The 24,641-nt window shown below is 68.6% G+C and carries 21 protein-coding genes and 1 tRNA gene; 15 read left to right on the top strand and 7 right to left on the bottom strand.

The window, feature by feature from the left end; genetic code table 11:
• Position 1: 1 nt before the first annotated feature.
• Positions 2-457: a lytic transglycosylase domain-containing protein gene (locus AB0H49_RS16675; RefSeq protein WP_355000906.1), complete on the bottom strand. Its 456-nt coding sequence runs from the start codon at positions 455-457 to the stop codon at positions 2-4.
• A 185-nt stretch (positions 458-642) separates the two neighbouring features.
• Here AB0H49_RS16675 and AB0H49_RS16670 point away from each other — a divergent pair, with 185 nt between their 5' ends.
• Both AB0H49_RS16670 and AB0H49_RS16665 read left to right on the top strand, forming a co-directional pair.
• Positions 643-1,212 carry a TetR/AcrR family transcriptional regulator gene (locus AB0H49_RS16670; protein WP_357252181.1) on the top strand — a complete coding sequence of 190 codons (570 nt, stop codon included), beginning with the start codon at positions 643-645 and terminating at the stop codon, positions 1,210-1,212.
• The gene (locus tag AB0H49_RS16665; protein WP_357252178.1) at positions 1,209-2,432 is read left to right on the top strand and encodes an NADH:flavin oxidoreductase; all 1,224 of its coding nucleotides are present in this window, start codon (positions 1,209-1,211) and stop codon (positions 2,430-2,432) included. The genes AB0H49_RS16670 and AB0H49_RS16665 overlap by 4 nt, the downstream gene beginning before the upstream one ends.
• Before the next feature lie 65 nt (positions 2,433-2,497).
• Here the strand turns inward: AB0H49_RS16665 and AB0H49_RS16660 are convergent, their stop codons facing one another.
• The 3 genes from AB0H49_RS16660 to AB0H49_RS16650 form a co-directional block, all read right to left on the bottom strand.
• Positions 2,498-2,884, bottom strand: a complete 387-nt coding sequence (locus tag AB0H49_RS16660; protein ID WP_357252175.1) for a VOC family protein — start codon at positions 2,882-2,884, stop codon at positions 2,498-2,500.
• Between the two features lie 182 nt (positions 2,885-3,066).
• A tRNA-Arg gene (locus tag AB0H49_RS16655) sits at positions 3,067-3,140 on the bottom strand.
• Positions 3,141-3,243: 103 nt separating this feature from the next.
• On the bottom strand, positions 3,244-3,618 hold the full coding sequence (locus tag AB0H49_RS16650; RefSeq protein WP_355000902.1) for a DUF4345 family protein: 375 nt from the start codon (positions 3,616-3,618) through the stop codon (positions 3,244-3,246).
• Positions 3,619-3,827: 209 nt separating this feature from the next.
• Between AB0H49_RS16650 and AB0H49_RS16645 the strand changes: the two genes are divergently transcribed.
• The 8 genes from AB0H49_RS16645 (at position 3,828) to AB0H49_RS16610 (ending at position 18,766) form a co-directional block, all read left to right on the top strand.
• Positions 3,828-5,870 carry a cytochrome c oxidase assembly protein gene (locus tag AB0H49_RS16645; protein ID WP_357252171.1) on the top strand — a complete coding sequence of 681 codons (2,043 nt, stop codon included), beginning with the start codon at positions 3,828-3,830 and terminating at the stop codon, positions 5,868-5,870.
• 52 nt (positions 5,871-5,922) lie between these two features.
• On the top strand, positions 5,923-6,897 hold the full coding sequence (locus AB0H49_RS16640) for a serine/threonine dehydratase (protein WP_355000900.1): 975 nt from the start codon (positions 5,923-5,925) through the stop codon (positions 6,895-6,897).
• 92 nt (positions 6,898-6,989) lie between these two features.
• Positions 6,990-9,536 carry a glycoside hydrolase family 3 C-terminal domain-containing protein gene (locus AB0H49_RS16635; RefSeq protein WP_357252168.1) on the top strand — a complete coding sequence of 849 codons (2,547 nt, stop codon included), beginning with the start codon at positions 6,990-6,992 and terminating at the stop codon, positions 9,534-9,536.
• A 200-nt stretch (positions 9,537-9,736) separates the two neighbouring features.
• Positions 9,737-10,252, top strand: coding sequence for a single-stranded DNA-binding protein (locus AB0H49_RS16630; protein WP_355000898.1), 516 nt, complete (start codon positions 9,737-9,739; stop codon positions 10,250-10,252).
• A gap of 113 nt (positions 10,253-10,365) precedes the next feature.
• On the top strand, positions 10,366-12,042 hold the full coding sequence (gene ettA / locus AB0H49_RS16625) for an energy-dependent translational throttle protein EttA (RefSeq protein WP_355000897.1): 1,677 nt from the start codon (positions 10,366-10,368) through the stop codon (positions 12,040-12,042).
• A 401-nt stretch (positions 12,043-12,443) separates the two neighbouring features.
• Positions 12,444-17,393, top strand: coding sequence for an NAD-glutamate dehydrogenase (locus tag AB0H49_RS16620; protein ID WP_357252165.1), 4,950 nt, complete (start codon positions 12,444-12,446; stop codon positions 17,391-17,393).
• A gap of 295 nt (positions 17,394-17,688) precedes the next feature.
• Entirely contained in the window at positions 17,689-18,063 is a 375-nt protein-coding gene (locus AB0H49_RS16615; protein WP_357252647.1) for a thioesterase family protein, read from the top strand.
• A gap of 37 nt (positions 18,064-18,100) precedes the next feature.
• Positions 18,101-18,766 carry a hypothetical protein gene (locus AB0H49_RS16610; RefSeq protein WP_355000895.1) on the top strand — a complete coding sequence of 222 codons (666 nt, stop codon included), beginning with the start codon at positions 18,101-18,103 and terminating at the stop codon, positions 18,764-18,766.
• Positions 18,767-18,874: 108 nt separating this feature from the next.
• Here the strand turns inward: AB0H49_RS16610 and AB0H49_RS16605 are convergent, their stop codons facing one another.
• Positions 18,875-19,186 (bottom strand): AzlD domain-containing protein, encoded by a 312-nt coding sequence (locus tag AB0H49_RS16605; protein WP_355000894.1) that lies wholly within the window; start codon positions 19,184-19,186, stop codon positions 18,875-18,877.
• A complete protein-coding gene (locus tag AB0H49_RS16600) occupies positions 19,183-19,917 on the bottom strand; it encodes an AzlC family ABC transporter permease (RefSeq protein ID WP_355000893.1) in 735 nt (244 codons plus the stop codon). The genes AB0H49_RS16605 and AB0H49_RS16600 overlap by 4 nt, the downstream gene beginning before the upstream one ends.
• An 80-nt stretch (positions 19,918-19,997) precedes the next feature.
• Here AB0H49_RS16600 and AB0H49_RS16595 point away from each other — a divergent pair, with 80 nt between their 5' ends.
• Complete coding sequence (locus AB0H49_RS16595) at positions 19,998-20,567, top strand: XRE family transcriptional regulator (protein WP_357252160.1); 570 nt, start codon at positions 19,998-20,000, stop codon at positions 20,565-20,567.
• A gap of 26 nt (positions 20,568-20,593) precedes the next feature.
• Here the strand turns inward: AB0H49_RS16595 and AB0H49_RS16590 are convergent, their stop codons facing one another.
• The gene (locus tag AB0H49_RS16590) at positions 20,594-21,310 is read right to left on the bottom strand and encodes an HNH endonuclease (RefSeq protein WP_355000891.1); all 717 of its coding nucleotides are present in this window, start codon (positions 21,308-21,310) and stop codon (positions 20,594-20,596) included.
• A 240-nt stretch (positions 21,311-21,550) separates the two neighbouring features.
• Between AB0H49_RS16590 and AB0H49_RS16585 the strand changes: the two genes are divergently transcribed.
• From AB0H49_RS16585 to AB0H49_RS16570, 4 genes are all read left to right on the top strand, one after another.
• Positions 21,551-21,955 (top strand): globin, encoded by a 405-nt coding sequence (locus tag AB0H49_RS16585; protein WP_355000890.1) that lies wholly within the window; start codon positions 21,551-21,553, stop codon positions 21,953-21,955.
• Positions 21,956-22,067: 112 nt separating this feature from the next.
• Entirely contained in the window at positions 22,068-23,672 is a 1,605-nt protein-coding gene (locus AB0H49_RS16580; protein WP_357252156.1) for an alpha-amylase family glycosyl hydrolase, read from the top strand.
• A gap of 92 nt (positions 23,673-23,764) precedes the next feature.
• Complete coding sequence (locus tag AB0H49_RS16575) at positions 23,765-24,043, top strand: hypothetical protein (protein ID WP_067787523.1); 279 nt, start codon at positions 23,765-23,767, stop codon at positions 24,041-24,043.
• On the top strand, positions 24,030-24,494 hold the full coding sequence (locus AB0H49_RS16570) for a DUF5130 domain-containing protein (RefSeq protein ID WP_355000888.1): 465 nt from the start codon (positions 24,030-24,032) through the stop codon (positions 24,492-24,494). Before AB0H49_RS16575 ends, AB0H49_RS16570 begins: the two co-directional genes overlap by 14 nt.
• The last annotated feature ends 147 nt before the right edge of the window (positions 24,495-24,641 follow it).

Below are 24,641 nucleotides of genomic sequence, written 5' to 3'. Positions count from 1 at the left end.
GTCAGTACCAGTGGTTCCGTTGCCAGAACGCCCAGGCGGCGTCGGGACTGCCGTAGCGCGCGACCATGTAGTCGTAAGTCCAGCGGAGTTGGGTGACGGGATTGAATCGCCAATCGAAGCCGTGGGTGGACATCTTCTCCGGCGGCAACGCCTGGCCGAGCCCGTAGGCGCCGCTGGTCGGGTTGACCGCGAAGACATTCCAGCCGCTCTCCCGCGTGATGATGGCGTCGAACGACGGGAACTGGTGGATCGGAACGATGGTCAGCGCCAGTGTCTTCGTCCCGAGGCGCGCCGAAGCCATGATCAGATCGACGGTCGCGGAAACCGTCGGGGTCGTTGATCGGGTGCCGTGCGCGTCGCGGGGGTGGTTGTCCGGCGGCGCCGCGTTCGCGGCGGGGGCCAGGGCGATCAGCGCCGCACAGCAGACCGCGGCCGCGGCGTGGAAATACCGAAGCATCGACTCGCTCCCTTCGCATCAAATGGACTGGAACCAGCTCGTGCGAAGTCAGCAAACCATCGGTAACCGTATGGATCGGGTCGACACACCGGCGCGGCGCGAGTTTCATCCCATGACTCGCGCTGCCGTCACGGCCGTTTCAATCAGTGATTGAATCGACGATTGAAACGTGTTTTACTACACCCATGGCTCAGAGAGTTTCGGCGGTCACCCGTGAGCGGCTGCTCGCGGCGGCCGAGCGTTTGTTGCTGACCGACCGCTACGAGGACGTGTCGGTGCGGGCGATCTGCGCGGAGGCCGGTGCCAATCCGGCTGCCGTGCACTACCACTTCGGATCGAAGGAATCCCTGGTGGCGGCACTGCTCGAGGAGCGTCTCGGACCGCTGTGGGCCGACCGCCTCGCCGCGGTGAGCGCCGAGTGCGGTTCGGTGTCCGACATCGTCGACGCGGTGATCGAGCCGTTCGTCGAACTCGCCGCCGATCCAGCGGGCCGCCTGCACCTGCGGCTGCTCGCCCAGTTGGTGCTCGGCCGCCATCCGCTGCTGTGGCAGCAGCCGTGGTTCCGGATGGACTCGTGGGTCGGCCTGCTTCCCGAACTCGCGGAACCGGAGAGCAGGCGACGCTGGTCGTTTGCCTTCGATCTCATCATCATGTCGTTCGGTGCCGGAGACCGAGACCTGTCGGCATCCGCCGTCGCCACCTTGCGGGACTTCGTGGTCGCCGGGCTCGCCGCGCCGGAAGGAGGTGCGCGATGACCGACGTCTTCGCACCGGCCACGCTGGGCCCGATCACCTTGCGCAACAGGGTGATCAAGGCCGCGACCTTCGAGGGGCGCACGCCCGACGCCTTGGTGACCGACGAACTCATCGCGTTCCACCGCGAAACCGCGGCGGGCGGCGTCGGCATGACCACCGTGGCGTACTGCGCGGTCGCGCCGGGCGGCCGCACCGATCGGCACCAGATCTGGATGCGTGAGGAGGCGCTGCCTGGGCTGCGGAAGCTGACCGACGCGGTGCACGCCGAGGGAGCGGCGGCGAGCGCGCAGATCGGGCACGCCGGACCCGTGGCCAACGCCGCCTCCAACCGACTGCCCGCCCTCGCGCCGAGTCGCATGTTCAGCCCGCTCGGCATGCGGCCGATGAAGGTGCCCGACGAGTCCCAGATCCGCGAACTCGTCGCCGCCCACGCGGATGCCGCGAAGTTGGCCGAGCGAGCCGGATTCGACGCGGTGGAGATCCATTTCGGACACAACTACCTGGCGAGCTCGTTCCTCAGCCCGCTGCTGAACCGGCGGAAGGACCGCTACGGTGGCTCGGCGGCCAATCGCGCCCGGTTCGTCCGCGAAATCGCCTGCGCGGTGGCCGAAGCGGTGGGCGGCCGCCTCGCGGTGACGGCGAAGCTGAACATGGAGGACGGTGTCCGCGGCGGCCTCACCGTGCCGGAATCACTTCAAGTCGCCGCGTGGCTGGAGGCGGACGGGGCGCTCGACGCCTTGGAACTGACGGCCGGAAGCTCCCTGCTCAACCCGATGCTGCTCTTTCACGGCGACGCACCCCGCCACGAGTTCGCGAAAGTCCTTCCCGGACCGGCCCGCTGGGGCTTCCGCATGGTCGGCCGCGGCTTCCTGCGCGAATACCCCTACTGCGAGGCGTACCTCCTCGAACGGGCCCGCCAGTTCCGCCGCGAACTCTCCATGCCGCTGATCCTGCTGGGCGGCATCACCAACCTCGACACCATGCGTCTGGCGATGCGCGAGGGTTTCGAGTTCGTCGCCATGGGCCGGGCGCTACTGCGCGAACCGAACCTGTTGCGCCGCATCCAATCCGACGAATCGGCCCAATCGGCCTGCACCCACTGCAACCTGTGCATGCCGAGCATCTACACCGGGACGAAGTGCGTGTTCCGGCTCGACCAGCGTCCCGATGTCGCCATTGCTCTCCCTGATCCCGTACCGGCCGCGGCGAAGCCGCACTGATCAGGATTCCGAGCCGATTTACGGGCCAGTTGTCGCGGCGCCGAATCGATCGCGGCTCGATGCTGCTAGGCGGGGGTGACGATCTGGATCAGATTCCCGCAGGTGTCGTCGAAGACCGCCGTGGTCACCGGCCCCGCTTCCATTGGTTCCTGAGTGAACGTCACCCCGAGGGCGAGCAGCCGCTCGTATTCCGCCCGCACGTTCTCGACCTGGAACGAGGCGGCCGGAATTCCGTCGGCGACCAACCCGTCCTTGTACGGCTTGACCGCGGGATGTCCGTCCGGCTCGAGCAACAGTTCCGCACCATTGGGGTCCTCGGGTGAGACGACCGTCAACCATCGAGCCGCACCCAGGGGGACGTCGTTCTTCTTGGTGAAGCCGAGCACTTCGGTGTAGAAGTCGAAAGCCTTCTGTTGGTCGTCGACGAACACGCTGGTGATGTAGATCCGCACGGTGTGGCTCCTTCCTGACGACCGGCAACCGTTCGAGGACGGCAGCAGGGGGAGTGGTGGTGGAACTGGTACCGCCCTTGCGCGTAGTGATGGGCCCGAGTGTCCTTGTTTGACCGCCGCGCGGTTCGGGTAACAACCCTGTGACCCACATCGACATGCGGGCCACAGGGTGCCTGTATGAGCGCCCCCGGCAGGAATCGAACCTGCGACCTAGGGATTAGAAGGCCCTTGCTCTATCCAACTGAGCTACGGAGGCAGCGGTTTCCACCATGGCCGACAGTGGCCGTGCTGTCCAGCACGGAAATTATAGCGACCGTCCAGGAAACTAGATTCTTAGCGTCAGCAACATTCCGTCTACCTCAGTCGAGCAGGACAGCGACGCCGAGCAGGGTGGCCAAGGTCACTTCGACGACGAAGTAGAACCACACCGGATAGAAGGCGGACGCGCGCCCGGTGAAAGAGGACCAGATCCGGCCGAACGCCATCCCGCCCAGCGCCGCGGCCACCGCGACGCACACGCCGAATCTGAGGTCGCCGACATCGGCGGCGGCCAAACCGAGGACCACCGCCACGGCGACGCCGAAGCCGCCGTAGACCGCGCGCACCTCGGCGTGCGCGTCGGCCCGATCGGCGAGCAAGCCGACGGTGTCGGCCAACTGGCTCGGGCGAAACAGTCCGTAAACGCCCATGGCGGCGAAGAACAGCGCCACCACGGCAATCAGCACGACCGACATCTCACCTCCGTGATCCGCGCCTACCTTATACGCGCTTCGCGACGCGGGCCGGACGAATTTCGCGTCGGTGGTTCGTCGACTCGGAGAACGCGTCGTGATCTTCGCCGGGCAGGGATACGAGAAGCGAGCGTCGCCGGGCGGTGCCCGTCGACGCCCGCGAGCATGGCCGGAGCGAACCCGGGGGTAAGCACCCAACTACGCTGAGTCGTATGTCGTCACCGCAGGACCCGACCCTCGCACCCGCTGCGCCGGACGTCCCGCGGGCGGACGCGGCGCGCGGTTTCGCCGCCGTGACCGTGTTCGCGGGAGCCATCGCGGCCGTCGTCGCGGCGCTGGTGGTCGGTCTCTCGGCGGCGCAGGCGTTGAGTCTGCTCGGCATTCCGGATCCGGGTCCGCTGACCACCTACGGTCTGCCCGCGCTCCGCGCGCTGGCTGATCTGTTCGCGGCGCTGACTGTCGGCTCGCTGCTGTTCACCGCGTTCCTGGTACCGCCGCAGTCCGACGGACTGCTGGACGTGGGCGGGTATCGCGCGCTGCGCCGGGCCTCGAATTTCGCGGTGATCTGGGCGTGTTGCGCCGCGCTGCTCGTCCCGCTGACGGTGTCGGATACGACGGGTCAGCCCGCCAGCGACATCTGGCGTCCGGAAGAGCTGTGGCGCGCCATCGCGCAGGTGGAGCTGGCCGAGGCCTGGCGTACCACGGTGGTGTTCGCGCTGATCCTCGCGATCGGCTGCCGGCTCGCGCTGCGCTGGGGTTGGACGCCGCTGCTGTTCGGCGGCGCGATCATCACCATGATGCCGCTCGCGCTGACCGGCCACTCGTCCTCGGGCGGCTCGCACGACGTCGCGACCAACAGCCTCATCCTGCACCTGGTGTCGGCGGCGGTCTGGGTGGGCGGCCTGTTCGCCGTCCTGGCGCACGCGCTGCGCTCGGGTGCGCACACCGATGTCGCGGTCCGCCGGTTCTCGTTCCTGGCGACCATCGCGTTCGTGGTGATCGGCGTCAGCGGAGTGATCAATTCGTGGGTGCGTGTGCCGTTCGACGAGCTGTTCACCAGCACCTACGGGCGGCTGGTTCTCGCGAAAGCGGCGGCGTTGCTCGTGCTCGGCGTCATCGGCTGGTTCCAGCGCCGCGCGACCGTGCCAGCACTGGCGGCGAACCCGCGCGATCGCGGCGCGTTGCTGCGTTTCGGCGCGGTCGAGGCGCTGGTCTTCGCGGCCACCGTGGGTCTGGCTGTCGGTCTGGGCCGCACCCCGCCGCCGCCCCCCGAGACAGTGCCGACGCCCGCCGAGGTCGAACTCGGCTACGACCTGGCGGGCCCGCCGACGGTCGCGCGGCTGCTGTTCGACTGGCGCTTCGACCTGATCTTCGGCACGGCGGCGATCGTGCTCGCCGTGGTGTATTTGCTCGGTGTGCGGCGGTTGCGCCACCGCGGCGATGCGTGGCCGGTCGGCCGGACCATCGCGTGGCTGTCGGCCTGCGCGCTACTGCTGCTCGCGACGTCGTCGGGGGTCGGGCGGTATTCGCCCGCGGTGTTCAGCGTGCACATGGGGCAGCACATGGCGTTGTCCATGCTCGCGCCGATTCTGTTCGCGCTCGGCGGCGCGGTGACGCTGGCGCTGCGCGCGCTGCCGCCCGCCGGACGCACCGGTGTGCCGGGGCCGCGCGAATGGATTCTGGCCGCCGTGCACAATCCGGTGTCCCGGTTCCTGACCCACCCGATCGTGGCGTCGGTGATCTTCGTCGCCGGCTTCTACGCGCTGTACATGGGCGGCATCTACGACACTTTCGTCGACTCGCACGCCGCGCACCTGCTGATGAACATCCACTTCCTGCTCAGCGGCTACCTGTTCTACTGGGTGGTGATCGGCATCGATCCGAAACCGCGCCAGGTGGAACCGCTCACCAAACTGGGCATGGTGTTCGGCTCGCTGCCGTTCCACGCGTTCTTCGGCGTCGCGCTGATGAGCATGACGACGGTCATGGGCGGCTGGTTCTTCCGCAGCCTCGACCTGGGCTGGAACAGCGACCTGCTCGGCGATCAGCGCACCGGCGGTAGCCTGGCCTGGGCGAGCGGTGAGGTGCCGTTGGTCGTGGTGATGCTGGCGCTGCTCATCCAGTGGTCGCGCAGCGACGAACGGACTGCCAAGCGCATCGACCGGGCCGCCGACCGCGACCACGACGCGGAGCTGGCCGCCCACAACGCCATGTTCGCCGAACTGGCGAAACGTGACGGAGAGGTACGCAAGTGAATGAGGCCGCGCCGCCGGGTCCGACCCGGCTGTGCGACCGCGGAGTGCGGTCTTGACAGGTAGTAACGACAGGGGTGCGGCCGCGGTGGCCGAACACTGCCGACGGGTGTATCGCTCCGATGTGCGCGCCGCGCGCCGTCGGACGGTGGGGCGGATCAGGAAGACGCCCGTCTTCCACACTTCGGTGGCCGGTCCGACCGGTCCGGTGCCGGTCACGTTGAAGCTCGAATACCTCCAGCACGGCGGCACTTTCAAGGTCCGAGGCACGCTCAACGCGCTGCTCACCTCGACCGCGCGGACCGATCAGGTGGTCATCGCCTCCGCGGGCAACGCGGGCATCGCCGCCGCGCTGGCCGCCGCCTGGCTCGGCAAGGCGTGCACGGTGGTGGTGCCGGAATCCGCGCCGCACACCAAGGTGGCGGCGATGTGGTCACACGGCGCCGAAGTGCTCTGGTACGGAACGACTTACGCGGAAGCGGCAAAGCACGCCACCGAGCTGGCGGCCGAACGCGGCGCGTTGCAGTTGCACGCCTACGACCTGCCCGCCGTGGTCGCCGGCGCCGGAGTGGTCGGCCTGGAACTCGAAGACCAGGTGCGCGGCAAGCCGCCGGTGCTGGTCGCGGTCGGCGGCGGCGGGCTCGTCGCGGGCATCGCCGCGGCGCTCGGTCGTCGTCAGCAGGTGGTGGGCGTCGAGCCGGTCGGCCTGCCCGCACTGCACTCGGCGTTGCTCGCCAATCGAACGGTCGACGTCGGCGGCCCCGGTGTCGGCTTGGACATGCTCGGCGCGACCCGGGTCGGCGAGATCGCCCTCGACATCGCGCGGCGCTACAACGTGCCCTCGCTGCTGGTCACCGAGGAGGCGATCACCGCGGCCCGCGACTACCTGTGGCGCGAATTCCGGATCGTCGTCGAGCTGGCGGGCGCCAGCGCGCTGGCCGCGATCCAGAGCGGCGCGTACACGCCCGCGCCGGGGGAGCGGCCGGTCGTCGTGCTCTGCGGCGCCAACACCGACCTCGGCGCGCTCTGATCCGCCTCCTCGAGGTCGGCCGTCCGGGCGGCGCCGACGCGTAGATTGTCGGCAGACGCGGGACCCGGCCGACGATCCGAGGAGGAGCGCTGATGCTCGACACGGTGGACGAAGCCCTGCGCGCGCTGGTCGGCGCGCTGAATCTGGAGCAGAAGGTGCGGCTGCTGACCGGCGCCGACATCTGGTCGACCGCGGCGGAGCCCGCGATCGGGCTGCGGTCGATGATGCTCTCCGACGGACCTTCGGGCGTGCGCGGCTCGATCTGGGACGAGCGCGACCCGTCGCTCAACCTGCCCTCGGCGACCGCGCTCGCGGCGACCTGGGATCTCGGCATGGCCCGCCGCTACGGCGCCGCGTCGGCCGCCGAGGCCAAGCGCAAGGGCGTCGATGTGGTGCTCGGACCGACGATCAACCTGCATCGAAGTCCCCTGGGCGGCAGGCACTTCGAGGCGTACTCCGAAGATCCTTTGCTGACGGGCGAATTGGCGGCGGCTTATGTCCGCTCGGTGCAGGAGCACGGCATCGCCGCCACGCCGAAACACTACGTGGCCAACGACTTCGAGACCGAGCGCTACACCGCCGACGTCGAGCTGGACGACCGCGCGCTGCGCGAGTTGTATCTCGCGCCGTTCGAAGCGGCGGTGCGCGCGGGCGCGTGGCTGGTGATGTCGGCGTACAACTCCGTCCGCGGCGTCACGATGACGGAGAACCCCCTGCTGACGACGCCGTTGCGCACCGAGTGGGGCTTCGACGGCGTCGTGGTGTCGGACTGGGTGGCGGTGCGCAGCACCGAGGCCTCGGCGAAGGCGGACCAGGACTTGGTGATGCCGGGCCCTATGGGCCCCTGGGGCTCGCGACTGGTTGGGGCGGTGCGGTCCGGAGCGGTGCCGGAGGCCGCGATCGATGCCAAGGTGCTGCGTCTGCTGCGGCTGGCCCAGCGCGTCGGCGCGCTGGATCTGTCGGATACCGCTCTGCGCGACAACGGTTTCGACACCGCCGCGATGGCGTCGCACGGGCACGTCGCGGTGCGCGAACCCATTGCGCCGGAACCGGAAACGAACGGTGAAGCCGCGGCCGACGTCTCCGATCGCGAGTGCAGGGAACTCGCTCGCGAAGTCGCGGCGGCCGGGATGGTGCTGTTGCGCAACAGCGGTGAATTGCCGTGGCCGGATTCGGGTCCCGGTTCCCTCGCGGTGATCGGCGAGGCGGCCATCTGGCCACGCACGCAGGGCGGCGGCAGCGCAACCGTGGTTCCCGCCGAGATGGTCAGCCCGGTGGACGGTCTGCGCGCCGCGCTGCCCGGCGCGTCCATCTCGGTGCATCCCGGCGTACCGGTCCAGACCGGTATCCATCCGCTCCCGCTGGCGTCGATGACCGATCCGCAGACCGGCGAACCCGGGTTGCGCGCTCGCTTCCTCGACGCCGACGGTAACGAGCTGCTGAGCGAGTTGCGCCGCGCTGCGCAGCTTGTCTACCTGGGTACGGTGCCCGCGGGCTCCGCAACGCTGGAGCTGAGCACCGAGTACCGGCCCGGCGCCGACGGGGCCGCGGCGGTGCGGCTGGGTGTCGCCGGGGTGGGCCGGATACGGATGGAGATCGACGGCGCCGCGGTCATCGACAGGGAGCTCGGCGGCAGTGGTGACGCGCTGGGCGCCGCGCTGCTCACCCCGGATGTCGCGTCGGTGCCGGTGGCCGCCGACGGCTCGGGTCCGATCTCGATCACGGTGCGCCAGCAGCTCGGAAGTGATGGCGCCGCTTTGGGTTTAGTCGCGATCACGGTGGGCACGGAGGCCGCGCACACCGATCCCGCGGACGCGATCGCCGACGCCGCGGCGCTGGCGGCGGCCGCCGATGCCGCCGTCGTCGTGGTCGGGACCAGCTCGCAGACCGAGAGCGAGGGCTTCGACCGCACCACCCTCGCGCTGCCCGGCGCGCAGGACGACCTCGTGCGCGCGGTGGCGCGCGCCAACCCGCGCACCGTGGTGGTGCTGAACTCCGGCGGACCGGTGCTGCTGCCCTGGCGCGACGAGGTCTCCGCGCTGCTGCTGACCTGGTTCGGCGGCCAGGAGGTCGGCCACGCGCTGGCCGACGTGCTGCTCGGGCGGGCCGAACCCGGCGGCAGGCTGCCCACGACTTGGCCCGCCGCCGAGGCCGACGTGCCCGTGCTCTCGACCACGCCGGTGGACGGCGTGCTGCGCTACACCGAAGGCATCCACATCGGCTACCGCGCTTGGCTGCGCGCCGGCGTGACACCGGCCTATCCGTTCGGGCACGGACTCGGCTACAGCACTTGGGAACTCGCTGATCTCACGGTGTCGGCTCCGGCGGCGGACGGGGCGGTGGCGGTGTCGCTCACCGCGCGCAACACCGGTGCGCGGGCGGGGAAGCAGGTGGTTCAGGTGTATCTCTCCCGTCCCGAATCCGTGGTCGAGCGGCCGGTGCGGTGGCTTGCGGGGTTCGCGACCGTGTTCGCGGAGGCGGGAGCGGCGGTTCCGGTACAAATCATTTTGCCGCGGAGGGCTTTCGAGCATTGGGATGGGGGTTGGCGGATCGAGCCGGGTGAGTTCGCGGTGTCCGTCGGGACGAGTGTGGTCGAGTTGCCGTTGAGTGGGTCCGCGGTGGTGGGCGCGGGCGGGTAAGGCGTGTGCGATGGGGTTCGGCGTGGCGACTGGTGCGAAGCGGCGGGTGTCCACATGTGGCGGAGCGGGTTGTCCACAGGCGCGAAACAGGGGGTTCCTTCGCACACGGTGCGGGGGCGAGGCTGGAGAGGCCCTCGCTCGGCGGGGAGGAGACACCCGGAGCGTCCGGCCCGGGTCCGATAGGTGAAGGGGCGAAAATCATGTACGAAGCGATGGCGACGGTGGTCGGCACGGTGGTGACCCACCCGGTCAAGCGGGACCTGAGCAACGGCGAACAGGTGCTCACCTTCCGGATGGCGAGCAACTCGCGCAGGCTGGACGTCGCGACCGGGGAATGGGTGGACAACGGGACTTTGTTCCTCACCGTGTCCTGCTGGCGGCGGCTGGTCGGCGGTGTGGACGCGTCGGTGCGGCGGGGCGACCCGGTGCTCGTCTACGGGCAGCTGCGCTCACACGAGTACCGGACCAAGGAGGGCGTCGAGCGGCGCGACCTGGAGATGCGGGCCACCGCGGTCGGCCCCGATCTGTCCCGCTGCACGGCCCAAGTGAGCCGGCGATCGGAGACCGGCGGCGGGCCCAGCGCCTTGATGCGGAATACTTGTCTCGGATCCAGCGCTGAAAATCGTGCACGCGTCGGCGAGGAATTGGGGGACAGTGCCGCGACCGTGGCTTCCGTACCTTCCGGAAGTGCCGCACCCGAGCCCGTCGACGCCTGATCCCGCCCGCAGAACGTCGGGCGCGAGCACGGTGAATCCGGCGCGAGGATGCGCGCGTGCCGTGAATGGCTCTGCTTCGTTCCACTGTTCCCGAGACCGATAGGCTTCCGCATATGGCTGAGTTCATCTACCAAATGAAGAAGGTTCGCAAGGCGCACGGCGACAAAGTCGTGCTCGACGATGTCACCTTGAACTTCCTTCCCGGCGCCAAGATCGGCGTCGTCGGCCCCAACGGCGCCGGTAAATCCAGCGTGCTGAAGATCATGGCCGGACTGGACCAGCCCAACAACGGCGACGCGTTCCTCGCGCCGGGCGCGACGGTCGGCATCCTTCAGCAGGAGCCGCCGTTGAACGAGGAGAAGACCGTTCGCGGCAACGTCGAGGAGGGCCTCGGCGACGTCAAGGTGAAGCTCGATCGCTTCAACGAGATCGCCGAGCTCATGGCCACCGACTACTCCGACGAGCTCATGGAGGAAATGGGCAAGCTGCAGGAGTACCTGGACCACGCCGACGCGTGGGACGTGGACTCCCAGCTCGAGCAGGCCATGGACGCGCTGCGCTGCCCGCCGCCGGACGAGCCGGTCACCAACCTCTCCGGTGGTGAGCGTCGCCGTGTCGCGCTGTGCAAGCTGCTGCTGAGCAAGCCCGATCTGCTGCTGCTCGACGAGCCGACCAACCACCTCGACGCCGAGTCGGTGCTATGGCTCGAACAGCACCTGGCCCAGTACCAGGGCGCGGTGCTGGCCGTCACCCACGACCGGTACTTCCTGGACAACGTCGCGGGCTGGATCCTCGAGCTCGACCGCGGTCGCGCCTACCCCTACGAGGGCAACTACTCCACCTACCTGGAGAAGAAGGCCGAGCGCCTCGAGGTGCAGGGCAAGAAGGACCAGAAGCTGCAGAAGCGGCTGAAGGAAGAACTCGCGTGGGTGCGTTCCGGCGCCAAGGCCCGCCAGGCCAAGAACAAGGCTCGCCTCGGCAGGTACGAGGAGATGGCGGCCGAGGCCGAGAAGATGCGGAAGTTGGACTTCGAGGAGATCCAGATCCCGCATGGTCCTCGCCTGGGCAATGTGGTCGTCGAGGTCTCGCACCTGGACAAGGGCTTCGGCGAGCGCCAGCTCATCAAGGATCTGTCGTTCACCTTGCCGCGCAACGGCATTGTCGGTGTCATCGGTCCGAACGGTGTCGGTAAGACCACCCTGTTCAAGACCATCGTCGGACTCGAGCAGCCCGACAGCGGTGAGGTGAAGGTCGGCGAGACGGTCAAGCTCAGCTACGTCGACCAGAACCGCGCGGGCATCGACCCGACGAAGAACGTGTGGCAGGTGGTCTCCGAGGGCCTGGACTTCATCCAGGTCGGCAACCAGGAGATGCCCTCGCGCGCGTACGTGAGCGCGTTCGGCTTCAAGGGCCCGGACCAGCAGAAGCCTGCCGGTGTGCTCTCCGGTGGTGAGCGCAACCGCCTGAACCTGGCGATGACCCTGAAGCAGGGCGGCAACCTGATCCTGCTCGACGAGCCGACCAACGACCTCGACGTGGAAACCCTCGGTTCGCTGGAGAACGCGCTGGAACAGTTCCCCGGTTGCGCCGTGGTCATCTCCCACGACCGCTGGTTCCTGGACCGCACCTGCACGCACATTCTGGCGTGGGAGGGCGATTCGGACAACGAGGCCAAGTGGTTCTGGTTCGAGGGCAACTTCGAAGCGTACGAGGCCAACAAGATCGAGCGCCTCGGTCCGGAGGCGGCCCGTCCGCACCGGGTGACGCACCGCAAGCTCACCCGCGACTGAGCAATACCCGCCGACGGGGCGATCGCCGCGCGCATCGCCCCGTCGCAAGGCCGCTTCGCCGAAGGAATTGCGGAGACACACCCGCGGGCGGTCGCTCCATCGAAGGAAATACGGTCGGCCCTATCTCAGCCTCAAAACTGGCTAAGGTGGGAACCGTGCATGCGCAGGCGCTGTCCGGACAATGGGTCCTTCCCACCGCGATCGCGTCTACGTGACGTTTGCCGGTCCGATCGGGTGCTGTGCCGAGAGATCGACGACCTCGGCAATTCATCGGCGAACGCACGGTATAGGTGAACACCCTGTATTTGGAAGGGAATTCACCTCCGCGTCAGCACGGCACAGCTACCCTCGGACCGGCGTCACTTTGTTGCGGAACCGAATCCGAGGGAGTTGGCGAAAAAATGACGGTCTCGTCCGAATTGTCCAGTGCGGCGTGGGCCGCGAGTTTGCCGCAGTCGCTGCGCGGTGACCTCGCGACCCTCGAAGAGGCGTATTTCCGCCACGTCGACGCGGGCGATGTGGACTGTGCGATCACGGGTATCACCCAGATCTTTCGGCGGCACCTGGAATTGGCGATGACGCGCCAGACCGGTCGCGCCCTGGTCCGGATCTATCACCCGGACGACGGTTCGGGGTTGGGCGCCGCGGTCCAGGTCGTGACCGACGACATGCCGCTGCTGGTCGAATCGATCACCTCGTCGCTGAGCCGGATCGGAGTGAGCGTCAGCGAGGTCATCCATCCGATCTTCGAGATCGAGCGCGACGACGAGGGACGGCTGACCAGAGCGGTGCCGCACGAGGTCGACGCCAATGGGTCGATGGCGCTGCGCGAGTCTTGGATGCACCTGCAATTGCACCCTTCCACCAGCCGCGCCCAGCTCGAGCGCATCGAACACGCCATGCCGGACGTGATCGCCGACGTGCGGCAGGTCATCGGCGACACCGAGGCCATCAAACAAGTCCAGAGCGAGCTGGCCGCCCATTTGGAGCTGGCGGCGAAAACCGGCGCCGCGCCGTTCTCCGCGACCGAACTGACCGACTGCGCCAATCTGCTTCGCTGGCTGGGCCAGGGCAATTTCACGGTGCTCGGATTCGCCCGCTATCGCCTGAGTACCGAGGGCGATAAATCCGTGTCGAATCCGCTGCCCGGCACCTGCCTCGGCGTGCTGCGTCCGGATGTCGGCACCGATTTCCACGTACCGGTCAACGGCGCCGATCGCCCGTTGCTGATGCTGACCCAGGGTCTGGTACCCGCCACCGTGCACCGTTCGGTGTACCCCTACTTCGTCGGCGTCGCCGATTTCGACGAGTTCGGCGCGATCATCGGCGAGCACCTGTTCATCGGCGTCTTCACCGTGACGGCGGTGCACGAGAACGTCCTCGACATCCCGGTGATCGGCCGCCAGGTGCGCTCGGTGATCGAGGAGAGCGGGTTCGACCTGGACTCCTTCTCCGGCCAGGCGATGCTCGAGGTCATCCAGTCGTTCCCGCGCACCGAACTGTTCTCCTCCGACACCGAGACCATGCGGCGCACCGCCCTCGCCGTGCTCAATGTCGGCCTGCGCCGCCAGGTTCGCCTGTTCATGCGGCTGGACACCTACGGCCGGTTCGTGGCCTGCCTGGTCTACCTGCCGCGCGATCGCTACACCACTCGGGTGCGGCTGGAGATGCAGGACATCCTGGTCCGCGAGCTGGGCGGCGTCTCCATCGACTACTCCGCACGGGTGAGCGAAAGCGAGCTCGCCAGTGTGTATTTCACGGTGCGGATGCCCGACGTCCAGTTCACCGCGCCGCCCGTGTCCGGCGAGGCGCCCGCCGTCGTCGACACCTCCGAAGCCAACCGGTTGCGCATCCAGCGACTGCTCGCCGAGGCGAGCAACACCTGGGACGACCACCTCAACGACGAAGTGAGCACTTCGACAGTGCTCGATCCCGCCCTGGTGCAGCGCTACGCCGCCGCTTTCCCCGAGGGATACAAGCAGGACTTCAGCCCGGGCCGCGCCCTGCGCGACATCGGCAGGCTGGAGCGTCTGGCCGAGGGCGCGATCGCCCAGCATCTCTACCGCAAGCCGGAGTCGGCGCCCGGCTCGTGGCGCTTCACGCTCTACATCGGCGGCACCGGCGTCTCGCTGAGTCAAGTGCTTCCGGTGCTGCAAAGCCTCGGCGTCGAGGTGGTCGACGAGCGGCCCTACCAGATCCAGCTGGACCCGGCCACGCCCGGCGGCCCGAGCGTGGAGCGCTGGATCTACGACTTCGGTCTGCTGGCCCGCCCCGAGCTGCTGCGCAGTTCACTGGACCGCGATCTGGACGCCGAACTGCTGGAGTCCCCGGCGCGGGCCGACGCGCTCGAGGCCGAGGTGCGTGGCCTGCGGGAACGCTTCACCGACGCCTTCGAGGCGGTCTGGTACGACCGTGCCGAGGCCGACGGTCTCAACGAGCTGGTGCTGCGCGCGCGGCTGCCGTGGCGTGCCGTGTCGATCCTGCGCACCTACGCGAAATACCTTCAGCAGGCCGGCTTCCCGTACAGCCAGGCCAATATCTCCAGGGTGCTGCTGACCTATCCGGATGTGGCGCGGTTGTTCGTCGACCTGTTCACCGCGCGGTTCGATCCGGACACCGTCTCGGCCGAGCGGGCCGGCGAACTGGACGCCGCGCTGCGCGCCCGTATCGACGAGGTGGTGAGCCTGGACGCGGACCGCATCCTGCGGGCCATCCTCGGCCTCGTCAAGGCGACGTTGCGCACCAACTACTACGTGACCGACGGCGAAGGCAGGTCGCGCGACTTCCTCTCGATGAAGGTCGAGCCGCGCGAAATCATCGAATTGCCCAAGCCGAGGCCGCAATTCGAGATCTTCGTGTACTCGCCGCGGGTCGAGGGCGTGCACCTGCGCTTCGGTCCGGTCGCGCGCGGCGGCTTGCGCTGGTCGGACCGTTTGGAGGACTTCCGCACCGAGATCCTCGGTCTGGTGAAGGCGCAGGCGGTGAAGAACGCGGTGATCGTCCCGGTCGGCGCCAAGGGCGGATTCGTGGTGAAGCGTCCGCCCGCCTCGACCGGCGATCCGGTCGCCGACCGGCAGGCGCTGGGCGCGGAGGGCGTCGCCTGCTACCGCACCTTCATCTCCGGTCTGCTCGACCTCACCGACAACGTCGACCTGGCCACCGGCCGGGTGCTGCCGCCCGCGCGGGTGGTCCGCCGCGACGGCGACGACACCTACCTGGTGGTCGCCGCCGACAAAGGCACCGCGACGTTCTCCGACATCGCCAACGACGTGGCCCAGAGCTACGGATTCTGGCTCGGTGACGCGTTCGCCTCAGGCGGCTCCGCGGGCTACGACCACAAGGCCATGGGCATCACGGCCAAGGGCGCGTGGGAAAGCGTGAAGCGGCACTTCCGCGAGATGGACATCGATACCCAGACCGAGGACTTCACCGTGGTCGGCATCGGCGACATGAGCGGCGACGTCTTCGGCAACGGCATGCTGCTCTCCGAGCACATCCGCTTGGTCGCGGCCTTCGACCACCGGCACATCTTCCTCGATCCGAATCCGGACGCCGCCCGCTCCTTCCGCGAGCGGCAGCGCATGTTCGCACTGCCGCGGTCCTCCTGGGCCGATTACGACACCTCGCTGATCAGCGCGGGCGGCGGCGTGTGGGATCGCACGGTGAAGTCCGTGCCGATCAGCCCGCAGGCGCGAGCCGCGCTCGGCCTCGGCGAGAACGTGGAATCCCTCTCGCCACCGGAACTCGTGCGTGCGATCCTGCTCGCGCCGGCGCAGCTGCTGTGGAACGGCGGCATCGGCACCTACATCAAGGCGAGCACCGAGTCCAACGCCGATGTCGGCGACAAGTCCAACGATCCGGTGCGCGTCAACGGAAACCAGTTGCGGGTCAGGGTGATCGGCGAGGGCGGCAACCTCGGCGCCACCGCGCTCGGCCGCATCGAGTTCACCCGCAACGGCGGCAAGATGAACACCGACGCGCTGGACAACTCCGCGGGCGTGGACTGCTCCGACCACGAGGTCAACATCAAGGTCCTGCTCGACGGCGTGGTCAGCAGCGGTCTGCTGTCCGAGGAGGAGCGCAACCCGTTGCTCGCCTCGATGACCGACGAGGTCGCCAGAATGGTGTTGCGCGACAACGTGTCCCAGAACTTCCTCATGGGCATGTCGCGTTTCGAGGCGCCGCGCATGATGAACGTCAACATGCGGCTCATCGACGAGCTCGAACAGCGGCGTGGCTTGGACCGCGAACTCGAGGCGTTGCCCTCCGACGTCGAGATGAAGCGCCGCCAGGAGGACGGCGCGGGCCTGTGCTCACCGGAACTGGCCAATCTCATGGCGCACGTGAAGCTTTCGCTCAAGGCCGACCTGCTCGACTCCGATCTGCCGGACATGGCCTACTTCGCGGCCCGCCTGCCGGAGTACTTCCCGACGCCGCTGCGGACCCGCTTCGGCAGCGCCATCAAGAAGCACCGGCTGCGCCGGGAGATCGTCACCACGATGATCGCCAACGAGATGGTCGACTACGGCGGGATCAGCTACGCGTTCCGGCTGATCGAAGAGGTGGGCGCGACGGCCGCCGACGCGGTGCGCGCCTTCGCGGCGACCACCGAGATCTTCGACCTGCATTCCATGTGGGCGCGGATCCGTTCGGCCGACATTCCCATCTCCGTGCGCGACGAACTGGAGCTGGAGACCAAACGCACCCTGGACCGCGCCTCGCGGTGGCTGCTCAGCAACCGCCCGCAGCCGATCGCCGTCGGCGCCGAGATCAACCGGTACAGCCGGGGCGTGCGCGAGCTGGCCTCGAAGGTCCCCGGTTGGCTGCGCGGCCACCACGTGGCGACGCTGACCGATCAGTCCGCGGAGTTGATCGCGCGCGGCGCGCCGACCGATCTGGCCACCGAGGTGTTCGGCCTGCTGACACTGTTCCCGCTGCTCGACGTGCTCGACATCGCCGACATCACCGACCGCGACGGCGAGGAGGTCGGCGCGCTGTACTACGCGCTGAACGACCACCTCAAGATCGATTGGTTGCTCCAGGCGGTGAGTCACCTGGAGCGCGGCGACCGGTGGCACGCGCTGGCCAGGCTGGCGCTGCGCGACGACATGTACGGTTCGCTGCGCTCGCTCACCCTGGACGTGCTCTCCGCCGGTGAGCCGGAGGAGACCGCCGACGAGAAGATCGCCTACTGGGAGTCGAAGAACCAGTCCAGGCTGGGCCGCGCGCGGGCGGCGCTTTCGGAACTGTTCGAATCCGGCGCCCACGACTTGGCGACGCTGTCCGTCGCGGCACGGCAGGTGCGCAGCATGGTCAGCGGTGTCGGCGCGCAATCGGAGGTGCCTCGCTGACGGGCGGCCCCCGACAGGACCCCTCGGGCCGACATTGCGATACTGGACGGCGAAGATCGGTCTCGATCCGGGTGCGTCCCGGATCGCAGTGTCGGCGTTGTCGGATTTTTCAGACCCACGATCTCGCCTCGTCTGCCTGTTGCGACGCCGCAGCGTGTGCGTCCTGGTGGGTGACTGGGCGTCCCCCGGAGGTACCACAGTGACGAATTCGTTGAACGGTGACGGGAAGGGTCGCGGAAGTTCCGTGCTGCTGCCCAAGCGTTTTCACGCCAAGGTCGAGATCCGGTGGTCCGACATGGACGTGTTCCAGCACGTCAACCACGCCAGGATGGTGACCTTGCTGGAAGAGGCGCGTATCCCGTGGCTGTTCGAGGAAGGCCGCCCGACCTCCTCGCTGCGGTCCGGCTGTGTGCTGGCGGACCTGCGCGTGCGCTACCGCGGGCAGCTGCGCCACGAGGACACCCCGCTCGATATCGCGATGTGGATCGAGCAGTTGCGCGCGGTCGATTTCACGGTCGGCTACGAGGTGCGGGCCAACGACGCGGCGCCCGACTCGCCGCCCGCCGTGCTCGCCACCACCCAGCTCGCGGCGTTCGACATCGATACCCAGCGGTTGCGCCGCCTAACCGAGCCGGAGCGCGAGTACCTGGCCGGGTGGATGGACAAGTGACCGCGACGCGATCGCCGGTGACGACAGAACGGTTGTGATGACAGAGCAGCGCGTGCTGCACGTTTCCGACCCGGCCGAACGTGAGAACCTCGCCACGTTCCTGAGCAGGGCCGTCCGGCTGGACCAAGCCGCGGTGGTGCGCCTGCGCCGCCGCGGTGAGCGCTACGTATCGGCTTGGGTCGCGACGGGTTTCGAAGCGCTCGCGGTGCGGACGGTGATCGCCGAACTCGGCGTCGACGACGTCACCGTCGGCGCCGACCTGGTGCTGGCCGGACTCGCCTCGGGTAGCCCGATCGACCTGGGTTACTCGATGGACTCGGCTTGGCGTAGCGCGCTGCCGCCCATCGACGGATTCGCGCACGTCGACGATGTGCCCGCCCGTACCCTCGTCGAATTGGCCGAGCGCGGAGCGGAATTGGCCAAGGAACACGGCAGCCAGCACGGCCCGCCCGCCTCGCTGCTCGACCAGACCGTACTCACGGTCTCGGCCGCCGACACCCGGGTGGAGGTGCCGATGCGCGTCGTCTTCGCCCTCACCGCAATGGATTTCATCCCGCACTCCGGTGAGAAGGCCGAGGCTCGCCGCATCCCGGCCGCCGAGATCGTGCGCGTCCGCGCCACCGCCACCTGGCTGCGCCTCGACGCCCGCTACGGTTCGGTCGCCCGCCGCCGCGCGGGCAGCATCCCGCTGCTGCCGAACTGATCGCCCGCAGCCGACGAACACAGCTGGGCAGTCGTCCGCCGCCGCGCAGAGCGCCGTGCGTGTCGACCATTCTGGGCGCCGCACCAGCCGCCGAGTTTCCGCGGCGGATCAGGAAACTCCGATGAGCCGCAGCACGGCGGTGGTCGCCGCGGCGGCCAGGATCACCACGAGCAGTGGACTGCGTCGCCACGCGAGGACTCCGCCGACCACCACCCCGGCGGGCAGCGCGACGCCGACATGCCCGGTACCGAAGGGCAGGGTCGTCACGGCGACCAATGCGGCCAACAGCACGACCGCGCCGATCTCCAGCAATTGGCGCGCACGTTCCGGAAATCGGATGCGGCTGCGCAACGCGGGTCCGGCCCAGCGGAAGGCGTAGGTGCCCGCGGCGAGGGCGATCACTCCGGCGGCCAACGTCATCGAGCTTCCTTCGGTCCGCAGTCGCAGGAGATGTAGTCGGCGCTCTCCGTTGCGGAGGGCGTGCGCCCCAGCGCGATCGCCGCGACCACCACGCCCGAAAGCGCGAGCAGCACAGGCAAACCCGCTGGTAGGAACGGCGCGCTCAGCACCGCGACGCCCGCGCCGACGCATACCGCCCCGAACGTCGTCCGGTCGCGCAGCGCAGGAACGACCAACGCGAGCAACACCGCGGGGAACACCGCGTCGAGCCCGAGTACCGAGGTGTCCGGCACCACCGTCCCGATGAGCGCGCCGAGCGCCGCCCCGCCCGGCCAGGCGAGCAGAACACCGAGTCCGCAAGCCCAGTAGACGGCGCGGCGGCGGTCGGGCTCGGATTCGGCCAGCGCCATCGCGACCGCCTCGTCGTTCATCACGTGCACGCCGATCAGCCGCCGCCAGCCGGTGCCGACGACGTCGGGCACCGAAAGTCCGTAGGGCAGGTGTCGCGCGTTGACCAGCAGCCCGGCCAGCGTCGCCGCGATCGGGTTGCCGCCCGCCGCGACGATGCCGATGAACAGGAACTCCGCGCCGCCCGCGAGCACGACGGTGCCGAGCAGCACCGGCAGCCACACCGGAAAGCCCTCGGCCACCGCGGTCGTACCGTAGGAGACGCCGATGACGGCGACCGCGAGGCAGACCGCCGCGATGCCGGACAGCGTCTCCCGGTCCAGTGTTCGCCATATCGAACGCATGTAGCTTATAGTGAACATGGCAGGCCGGTTCGTCAATATGGTTTTCTGTTGGGCGGTTCGGACTCGACGGGAGCTGGGGCATGGCGCGGAACGACACCACGACGGCGACGCCGCAGGCGGTGATCGCGGCTTCGCTGCGTCGCGAGCGCACCCGCGCCGGGCTCTCGCTGAGCGAGGTGGCCAACCGGGCGGGAATCGCGAAATCCACGCTCTCCCAACTGGAGTCGGGTAGTGGGAACCCGAGCCTGGAAACGCTGTGGGCGCTGTGCGTCGCGCTGGACATGCCGTTCTCCCGGCTGCTCGATCCGCCGCGTCCGACCGTCCAGGTGATCCGGGCGGGCGAGGGGCCGCAGGTGGCGGCCGAGCAGTCGGAATACACCGCGACGCTGCTCGCGTCCGGTTTGCCGAACACTCGCCGCGACCTGTTCCGCATCACCGCCGAACCCGGCCACCCGCGCGCCTCGGACCCACACATCCCCGGCGTGATCGAGCATGTCCTACTCGCGACGGGGCGGGCGATGGTCGGCCCGACCGAGTCGCCGGTGGAGCTGGGACCGGGCGATTACATCGCGTACCCAGGTGACGCGCCGCACATCTTCGAGGCGCTGGAACCCGGCACCTGGGCGACACTCGTCATCGAGTACGGCTGAGGTTCAGCTGCCGATCGGGGTCGTTTTCAGGCAGCGCCTTCGCCCAGATACTGCAACCAGATCGGATCGAGGTCGGAGGTCGTGGACAGCAGCCGCCAGTGCGGCCCTTTCGGCGACACCAGCGGCGATCGCAACGACCAGCCCAGCTCACTGAGCAACTTGTCGGCTTTGCGATGGTTGCACGGCGCGCAGCTGGCCACGCAGTTCTCCCAGGAATGCTCGCCGCCGCGGCTGCGCGGGATGACGTGGTCGATGGTCTCGGCCTTGCCGCCGCAGTATCCGCAGCGGTAGCGGTCGCGGTGCATGAGCGCGGCCCTGGTCATCGGGACGCGGGCGCGATAGGGGACGCGCACGTAGGTGCGCAAACGGATGACCGAGGGAATGGCCACCTCGGATCCGGCGGAATGGACGACCGGTCCTTCGGGATTGTGGTGCACGGCGTCGGCCTTGTCGCAGATGAGCAGGACGACGGCACGGCGGGCGGACAACGCGGTGAGCGGCTCGTAGGTGGCGTTCAGAAGCAACACCCGGCGCTTCAACCAGTTGGCGGTCTCGGCCTGGACCGGCGTGAGATGGTGGCCGTGATCGGCGCGATGAGGAGCCTCACCCGGGCGGTGGGATCCCGGATGGTGATCGGACAAGATGTGCAGCGGAGTAGCCCCCGACCCACGATTGTGGACGTCGGCGGGCTGGAGTTGTCGGTGGGTCCTGGCCTCGTGTGACCGGCCGTGCCGCTGCTTCATTAGGGAGACCCCGATTTCGTCAGGTTCAAGATCATGTGGTATCTCCAGCGGAGACTGCCACCAATATGACCATGGAACTCGCCTGATTGCACGGTGATTTCGCACAATGTTGGGTTAACTGCCGCTGAAGAGCCGCCGCTCCGCTATCTGGACCGCGGTCGCGCGGTCCGTCCAGCCGTGGCGCCTCGGCCCGCGCCGGGCACAATGGAGTGCGGGGATTCGACCAATCGAGAGGACCTGATGAGTTCGGGCGAGCAGACCACGACGTCGTTCTACGAGGCGGTCGGCGGCGCGGAGACGTTCCATCGGCTGGTGGCGGTGTTCTACCGGGAGGTGGCCGCCGACGAGATCCTGCGCCCCCTCTATCCGGAAGAGGACCTCGGCCCCGCGGAGCGCAGGCTGCGCATGTTCCTGGAACAGTACTGGGGCGGTCCGCGCACCTACTCCGACGAACGCGGACATCCGAGGCTGCGGATGCGGCACATGCCGTTCACCATCGGCCCGCTCGAACGCGACGCCTGGCTCCGCTGCATGCACATCGCGGTCGCGGAGATCGAGCCGGAGGTCCTCGACGACGAACACCGCAAGGCCCTGCTCGACTATCTGGAGATGGCCGCGTACTCGCTGGTGAACTCGCCGATGTGAGCCACGGGGTGCCGTACCGGCCACGAAAGGTATTCGCTGTGAATTTGCCGGATAGTGTGACATGCGGTCACCCGAGGGGAATTCGCCTAATGCCTTTGGCACTATTGGGAACGTGACAGCTACACCTGCCGTGCGGGCGCCGGCGGACCGCAGTGACCAGCCGTGGTGGCGTTCCGCCGTGTTCTACCAGGTCTACCCCCGTTCCTTCGCCGACTCCGACGGCGACGGCATCGGTGATCTAGGCGGCGTCCGCGAGAAGCTCGGCTATCTGGAATTGCTCGGCGTCGACGCGCTGTGGATCTGCCCGGTGATGCGGTCGCCGATGGCCGACGGTGGCTACGACGTCGCCGACCCCCGCGACATCGACGCCCTGTTCGGTGGCATGGCCGCGCTCGACGCGCTCATCGCCGAGGCACACGCCCGGCGACTCAAGGTCACCATGGACTTGGTGCCGAACCACACCAGCAGCGAGCACCCCTGGTTCCAAGCGGCGCTGGCCGCTGCGCCGGATAGCCCCGAACGGGCGCGATACATCTTCCGCGACGGCCGCGGACCCAACGGCGACGAGCCGCCAAACAATTGGCCGAGCATCTTCCGCGGACCCGCGTGGACCAGGGTCACCGAGCCCGACGGCACGCCCGGCCAGTGGTACCTGCACCTGTTCGCGCCCGAACAGCCCGACCTGAACTGGGAGAATCCCGAGGTCGTCGCGGATTTCGAGCGGACGCTGCGGTTCTGGCTCGACCGCGGCGTGGACGGCTTCCGCATCGACGTGGCGCACGGCATGGCCAAACCGCCGGGCCTGCCGGACATGGAGACCGTGTCCACCAAGATGCTCATCCACGACGACAGCGACCCGCGCTTCAACAACCCGGCCGTGCACGACATCCACCGCCGCATCCGCAAGGTGATCGACGAGTACCCCAACGCGGTGTCCATCGGCGAGGTCTGGGTCGACGACAACACCCGCTTCGGCGAATACGTGCGACCCGACGAACTGCATCTGGCCTTCAACTTCCGCCTGGCCGAGACGGCGTTCACCGCCGAGGCGGTCCGCCACGCCATCGACAACTCGCTGGCCGCGGTCGCGCCGGTCGGCGCCTCGCCCACCTGGACCCTGTCCAACCACGACGTCGAACGCGAGGTCACCCGCTACGGCGGCGGCCCGACCGGGTTGGCGCGGGCCAAGGCGATGATCCTGGTCGAGCTGGCGCTGCCCGGCTCGGTGTTCATCTACAACGGCGCCGAGCTCGGCCTGCCGAACGTGGACGACCTGCCCGAGGAAGTGCTGCAAGACCCGGTCTGGGAACGGTCGGGCCGCACCGAACGCGGGCGCGACGGCTGCCGGGTGCCGATTCCGTGGGAGGGCGACCGGCCGCCGTTCGGGTTCACCAAGGGCGAGCGGTCGTGGCTGCCGATTCCGCCGGAGTGGGCCGGGCTGACCGTGGAGGCGCAGCTCGAGGAGCTCGGATCCACTGTCTCGCTGTACCGGCTGGCGATCGAGTTGCGCGGCTTGCGACCGGAATTCGCCGGCCCGCGGATCGAGTGGTACGGCAGTCCCGCCGGATGCCTTGCCTTCCGCCGCCCCGGCGGGCTGGTCTGCGTGCTCAACGCGAGCGCCGCACCGATCCCCCTACCGCCCGGCGAACTGCTCCTCGCCAGCGCGCCGCTGACCAGTGGCCACCTGCCGCCCGACACGGCCGCCTGGCTGGTCTGACCTATACCGCGACCAGGGGAAGCTGGAACGACACAGGGGTGAGTGGCCGACCGGACGAGCGTCTACTACACAGCATCGTCTACCGTAAGGCCGTGAGCATTCTCGAGACAGTGCTGATCTTCGTCGGCATCCCGCTGGTGATCTACGCGGCGATCGCCGGATTGTCGTTTCTCGGTAAGCCGCTGCCCGGCGAGAAGCCGGTTCACTTCGAACTCGGACAGAAGTGGACCGCGGAGCCGGTGCTGTGGAGTGCTACCGACGAGGTGACCGGACACGGCCACCACGACACCGCTCAGTCGCATGGCAGCCATGCGGCTATCGAATCCGCCCAGGTTGAGCTGATCGGAGGCCGGGCAAGTGGCAAGTTCTAAGTGGCCCGCGGTGGTCGAGGCCGACCTCCCGCACGGGTACGCCCTCACCAGCAGCGGACGCGTGTCCGGCGTGCACGAGGCGGGCGACCTCTTCAGGGAAGCCCCCTTCAGCGATGAAGAGCGGCTCGCCATGGACAACGCGCTGACCGAGGCGACCAGGGCGACCAAGGTGCGCTTCAACATCTACGTCGGCGATCTCGGCGCCGACACGGCGGCGGGCGCGGACGCGCTCTTCGCCACGACCCCCGAGGCGGCGCGCTCGGTGCTCATCGCCGTCTCGCCCAACGAGAAGGCGATCGAGGTCCGCTCCGGCCACGATGTCGCCGACCGCGCCAACGACCGCGTCTGCCAGCTCGGCGTCACCGCCGCGCTGAGCTCGATCCGCCAGGGCGAGCTGATCGACGGTTTGATCTCCGCGGTCCGCGTGATGGCTGCCGCCATCGGTCGCTGACCCCCACGTCACCAGCGTGGGGGGGGGGGGGCCCCCCCCGGGCGGCGGAAGCCGGGAGCACGGGTTAAAAACCACCCCGCCGGCCCCCCGCGCCCCAAAACAAACCCCCACCCAGCGCGGGGAGCCGCGGGTGGGGGGCCGGGGTTT

Origin of the sequence: Nocardia sp. NPDC050713, from assembly GCF_040654315.1 — a bacterium.
Taxonomy (GTDB): Bacteria; Actinomycetota; Actinomycetes; order Mycobacteriales; family Mycobacteriaceae; genus Nocardia.
This window is presented reverse-complemented; position numbering and strand designations above follow the sequence as displayed.

Bases quoted from the DNA above. Each gene is read 5' to 3' on its own strand.
- AB0H49_RS16675 (WP_355000906.1), bottom strand. From the start codon at position 457: ATGCTTCGGTATTTCCACGCCGCGGCCGCGGTCTGCTGTGCGGCGCTG.
- AB0H49_RS16670 (WP_357252181.1), top strand. From the start codon at position 643: ATGGCTCAGAGAGTTTCGGCGGTCACCCGTGAGCGGCTGCTCGCGGCG.
- AB0H49_RS16665 (WP_357252178.1), top strand. From the start codon at position 1,209: ATGACCGACGTCTTCGCACCGGCCACGCTGGGCCCGATCACCTTGCGC.
- AB0H49_RS16650 (WP_355000902.1), bottom strand. From the start codon at position 3,618: ATGTCGGTCGTGCTGATTGCCGTGGTGGCGCTGTTCTTCGCCGCCATG.
- AB0H49_RS16645 (WP_357252171.1), top strand. From the start codon at position 3,828: ATGTCGTCACCGCAGGACCCGACCCTCGCACCCGCTGCGCCGGACGTC.
- AB0H49_RS16635 (WP_357252168.1), top strand. From the start codon at position 6,990: ATGCTCGACACGGTGGACGAAGCCCTGCGCGCGCTGGTCGGCGCGCTG.
- AB0H49_RS16630 (WP_355000898.1), top strand. From the start codon at position 9,737: ATGTACGAAGCGATGGCGACGGTGGTCGGCACGGTGGTGACCCACCCG.
- ettA (WP_355000897.1), top strand. From the start codon at position 10,366: ATGGCTGAGTTCATCTACCAAATGAAGAAGGTTCGCAAGGCGCACGGC.
- AB0H49_RS16620 (WP_357252165.1), top strand. From the start codon at position 12,444: ATGACGGTCTCGTCCGAATTGTCCAGTGCGGCGTGGGCCGCGAGTTTG.
- AB0H49_RS16615 (WP_357252647.1), top strand. From the start codon at position 17,689: ATGGACGTGTTCCAGCACGTCAACCACGCCAGGATGGTGACCTTGCTG.
- AB0H49_RS16610 (WP_355000895.1), top strand. From the start codon at position 18,101: ATGACAGAGCAGCGCGTGCTGCACGTTTCCGACCCGGCCGAACGTGAG.
- AB0H49_RS16605 (WP_355000894.1), bottom strand. From the start codon at position 19,186: ATGACGTTGGCCGCCGGAGTGATCGCCCTCGCCGCGGGCACCTACGCC.
- AB0H49_RS16600 (WP_355000893.1), bottom strand. From the start codon at position 19,917: ATGCGTTCGATATGGCGAACACTGGACCGGGAGACGCTGTCCGGCATC.
- AB0H49_RS16595 (WP_357252160.1), top strand. From the start codon at position 19,998: ATGGCGCGGAACGACACCACGACGGCGACGCCGCAGGCGGTGATCGCG.
- AB0H49_RS16590 (WP_355000891.1), bottom strand. From the start codon at position 21,310: ATGAAGCAGCGGCACGGCCGGTCACACGAGGCCAGGACCCACCGACAA.
- AB0H49_RS16585 (WP_355000890.1), top strand. From the start codon at position 21,551: ATGAGTTCGGGCGAGCAGACCACGACGTCGTTCTACGAGGCGGTCGGC.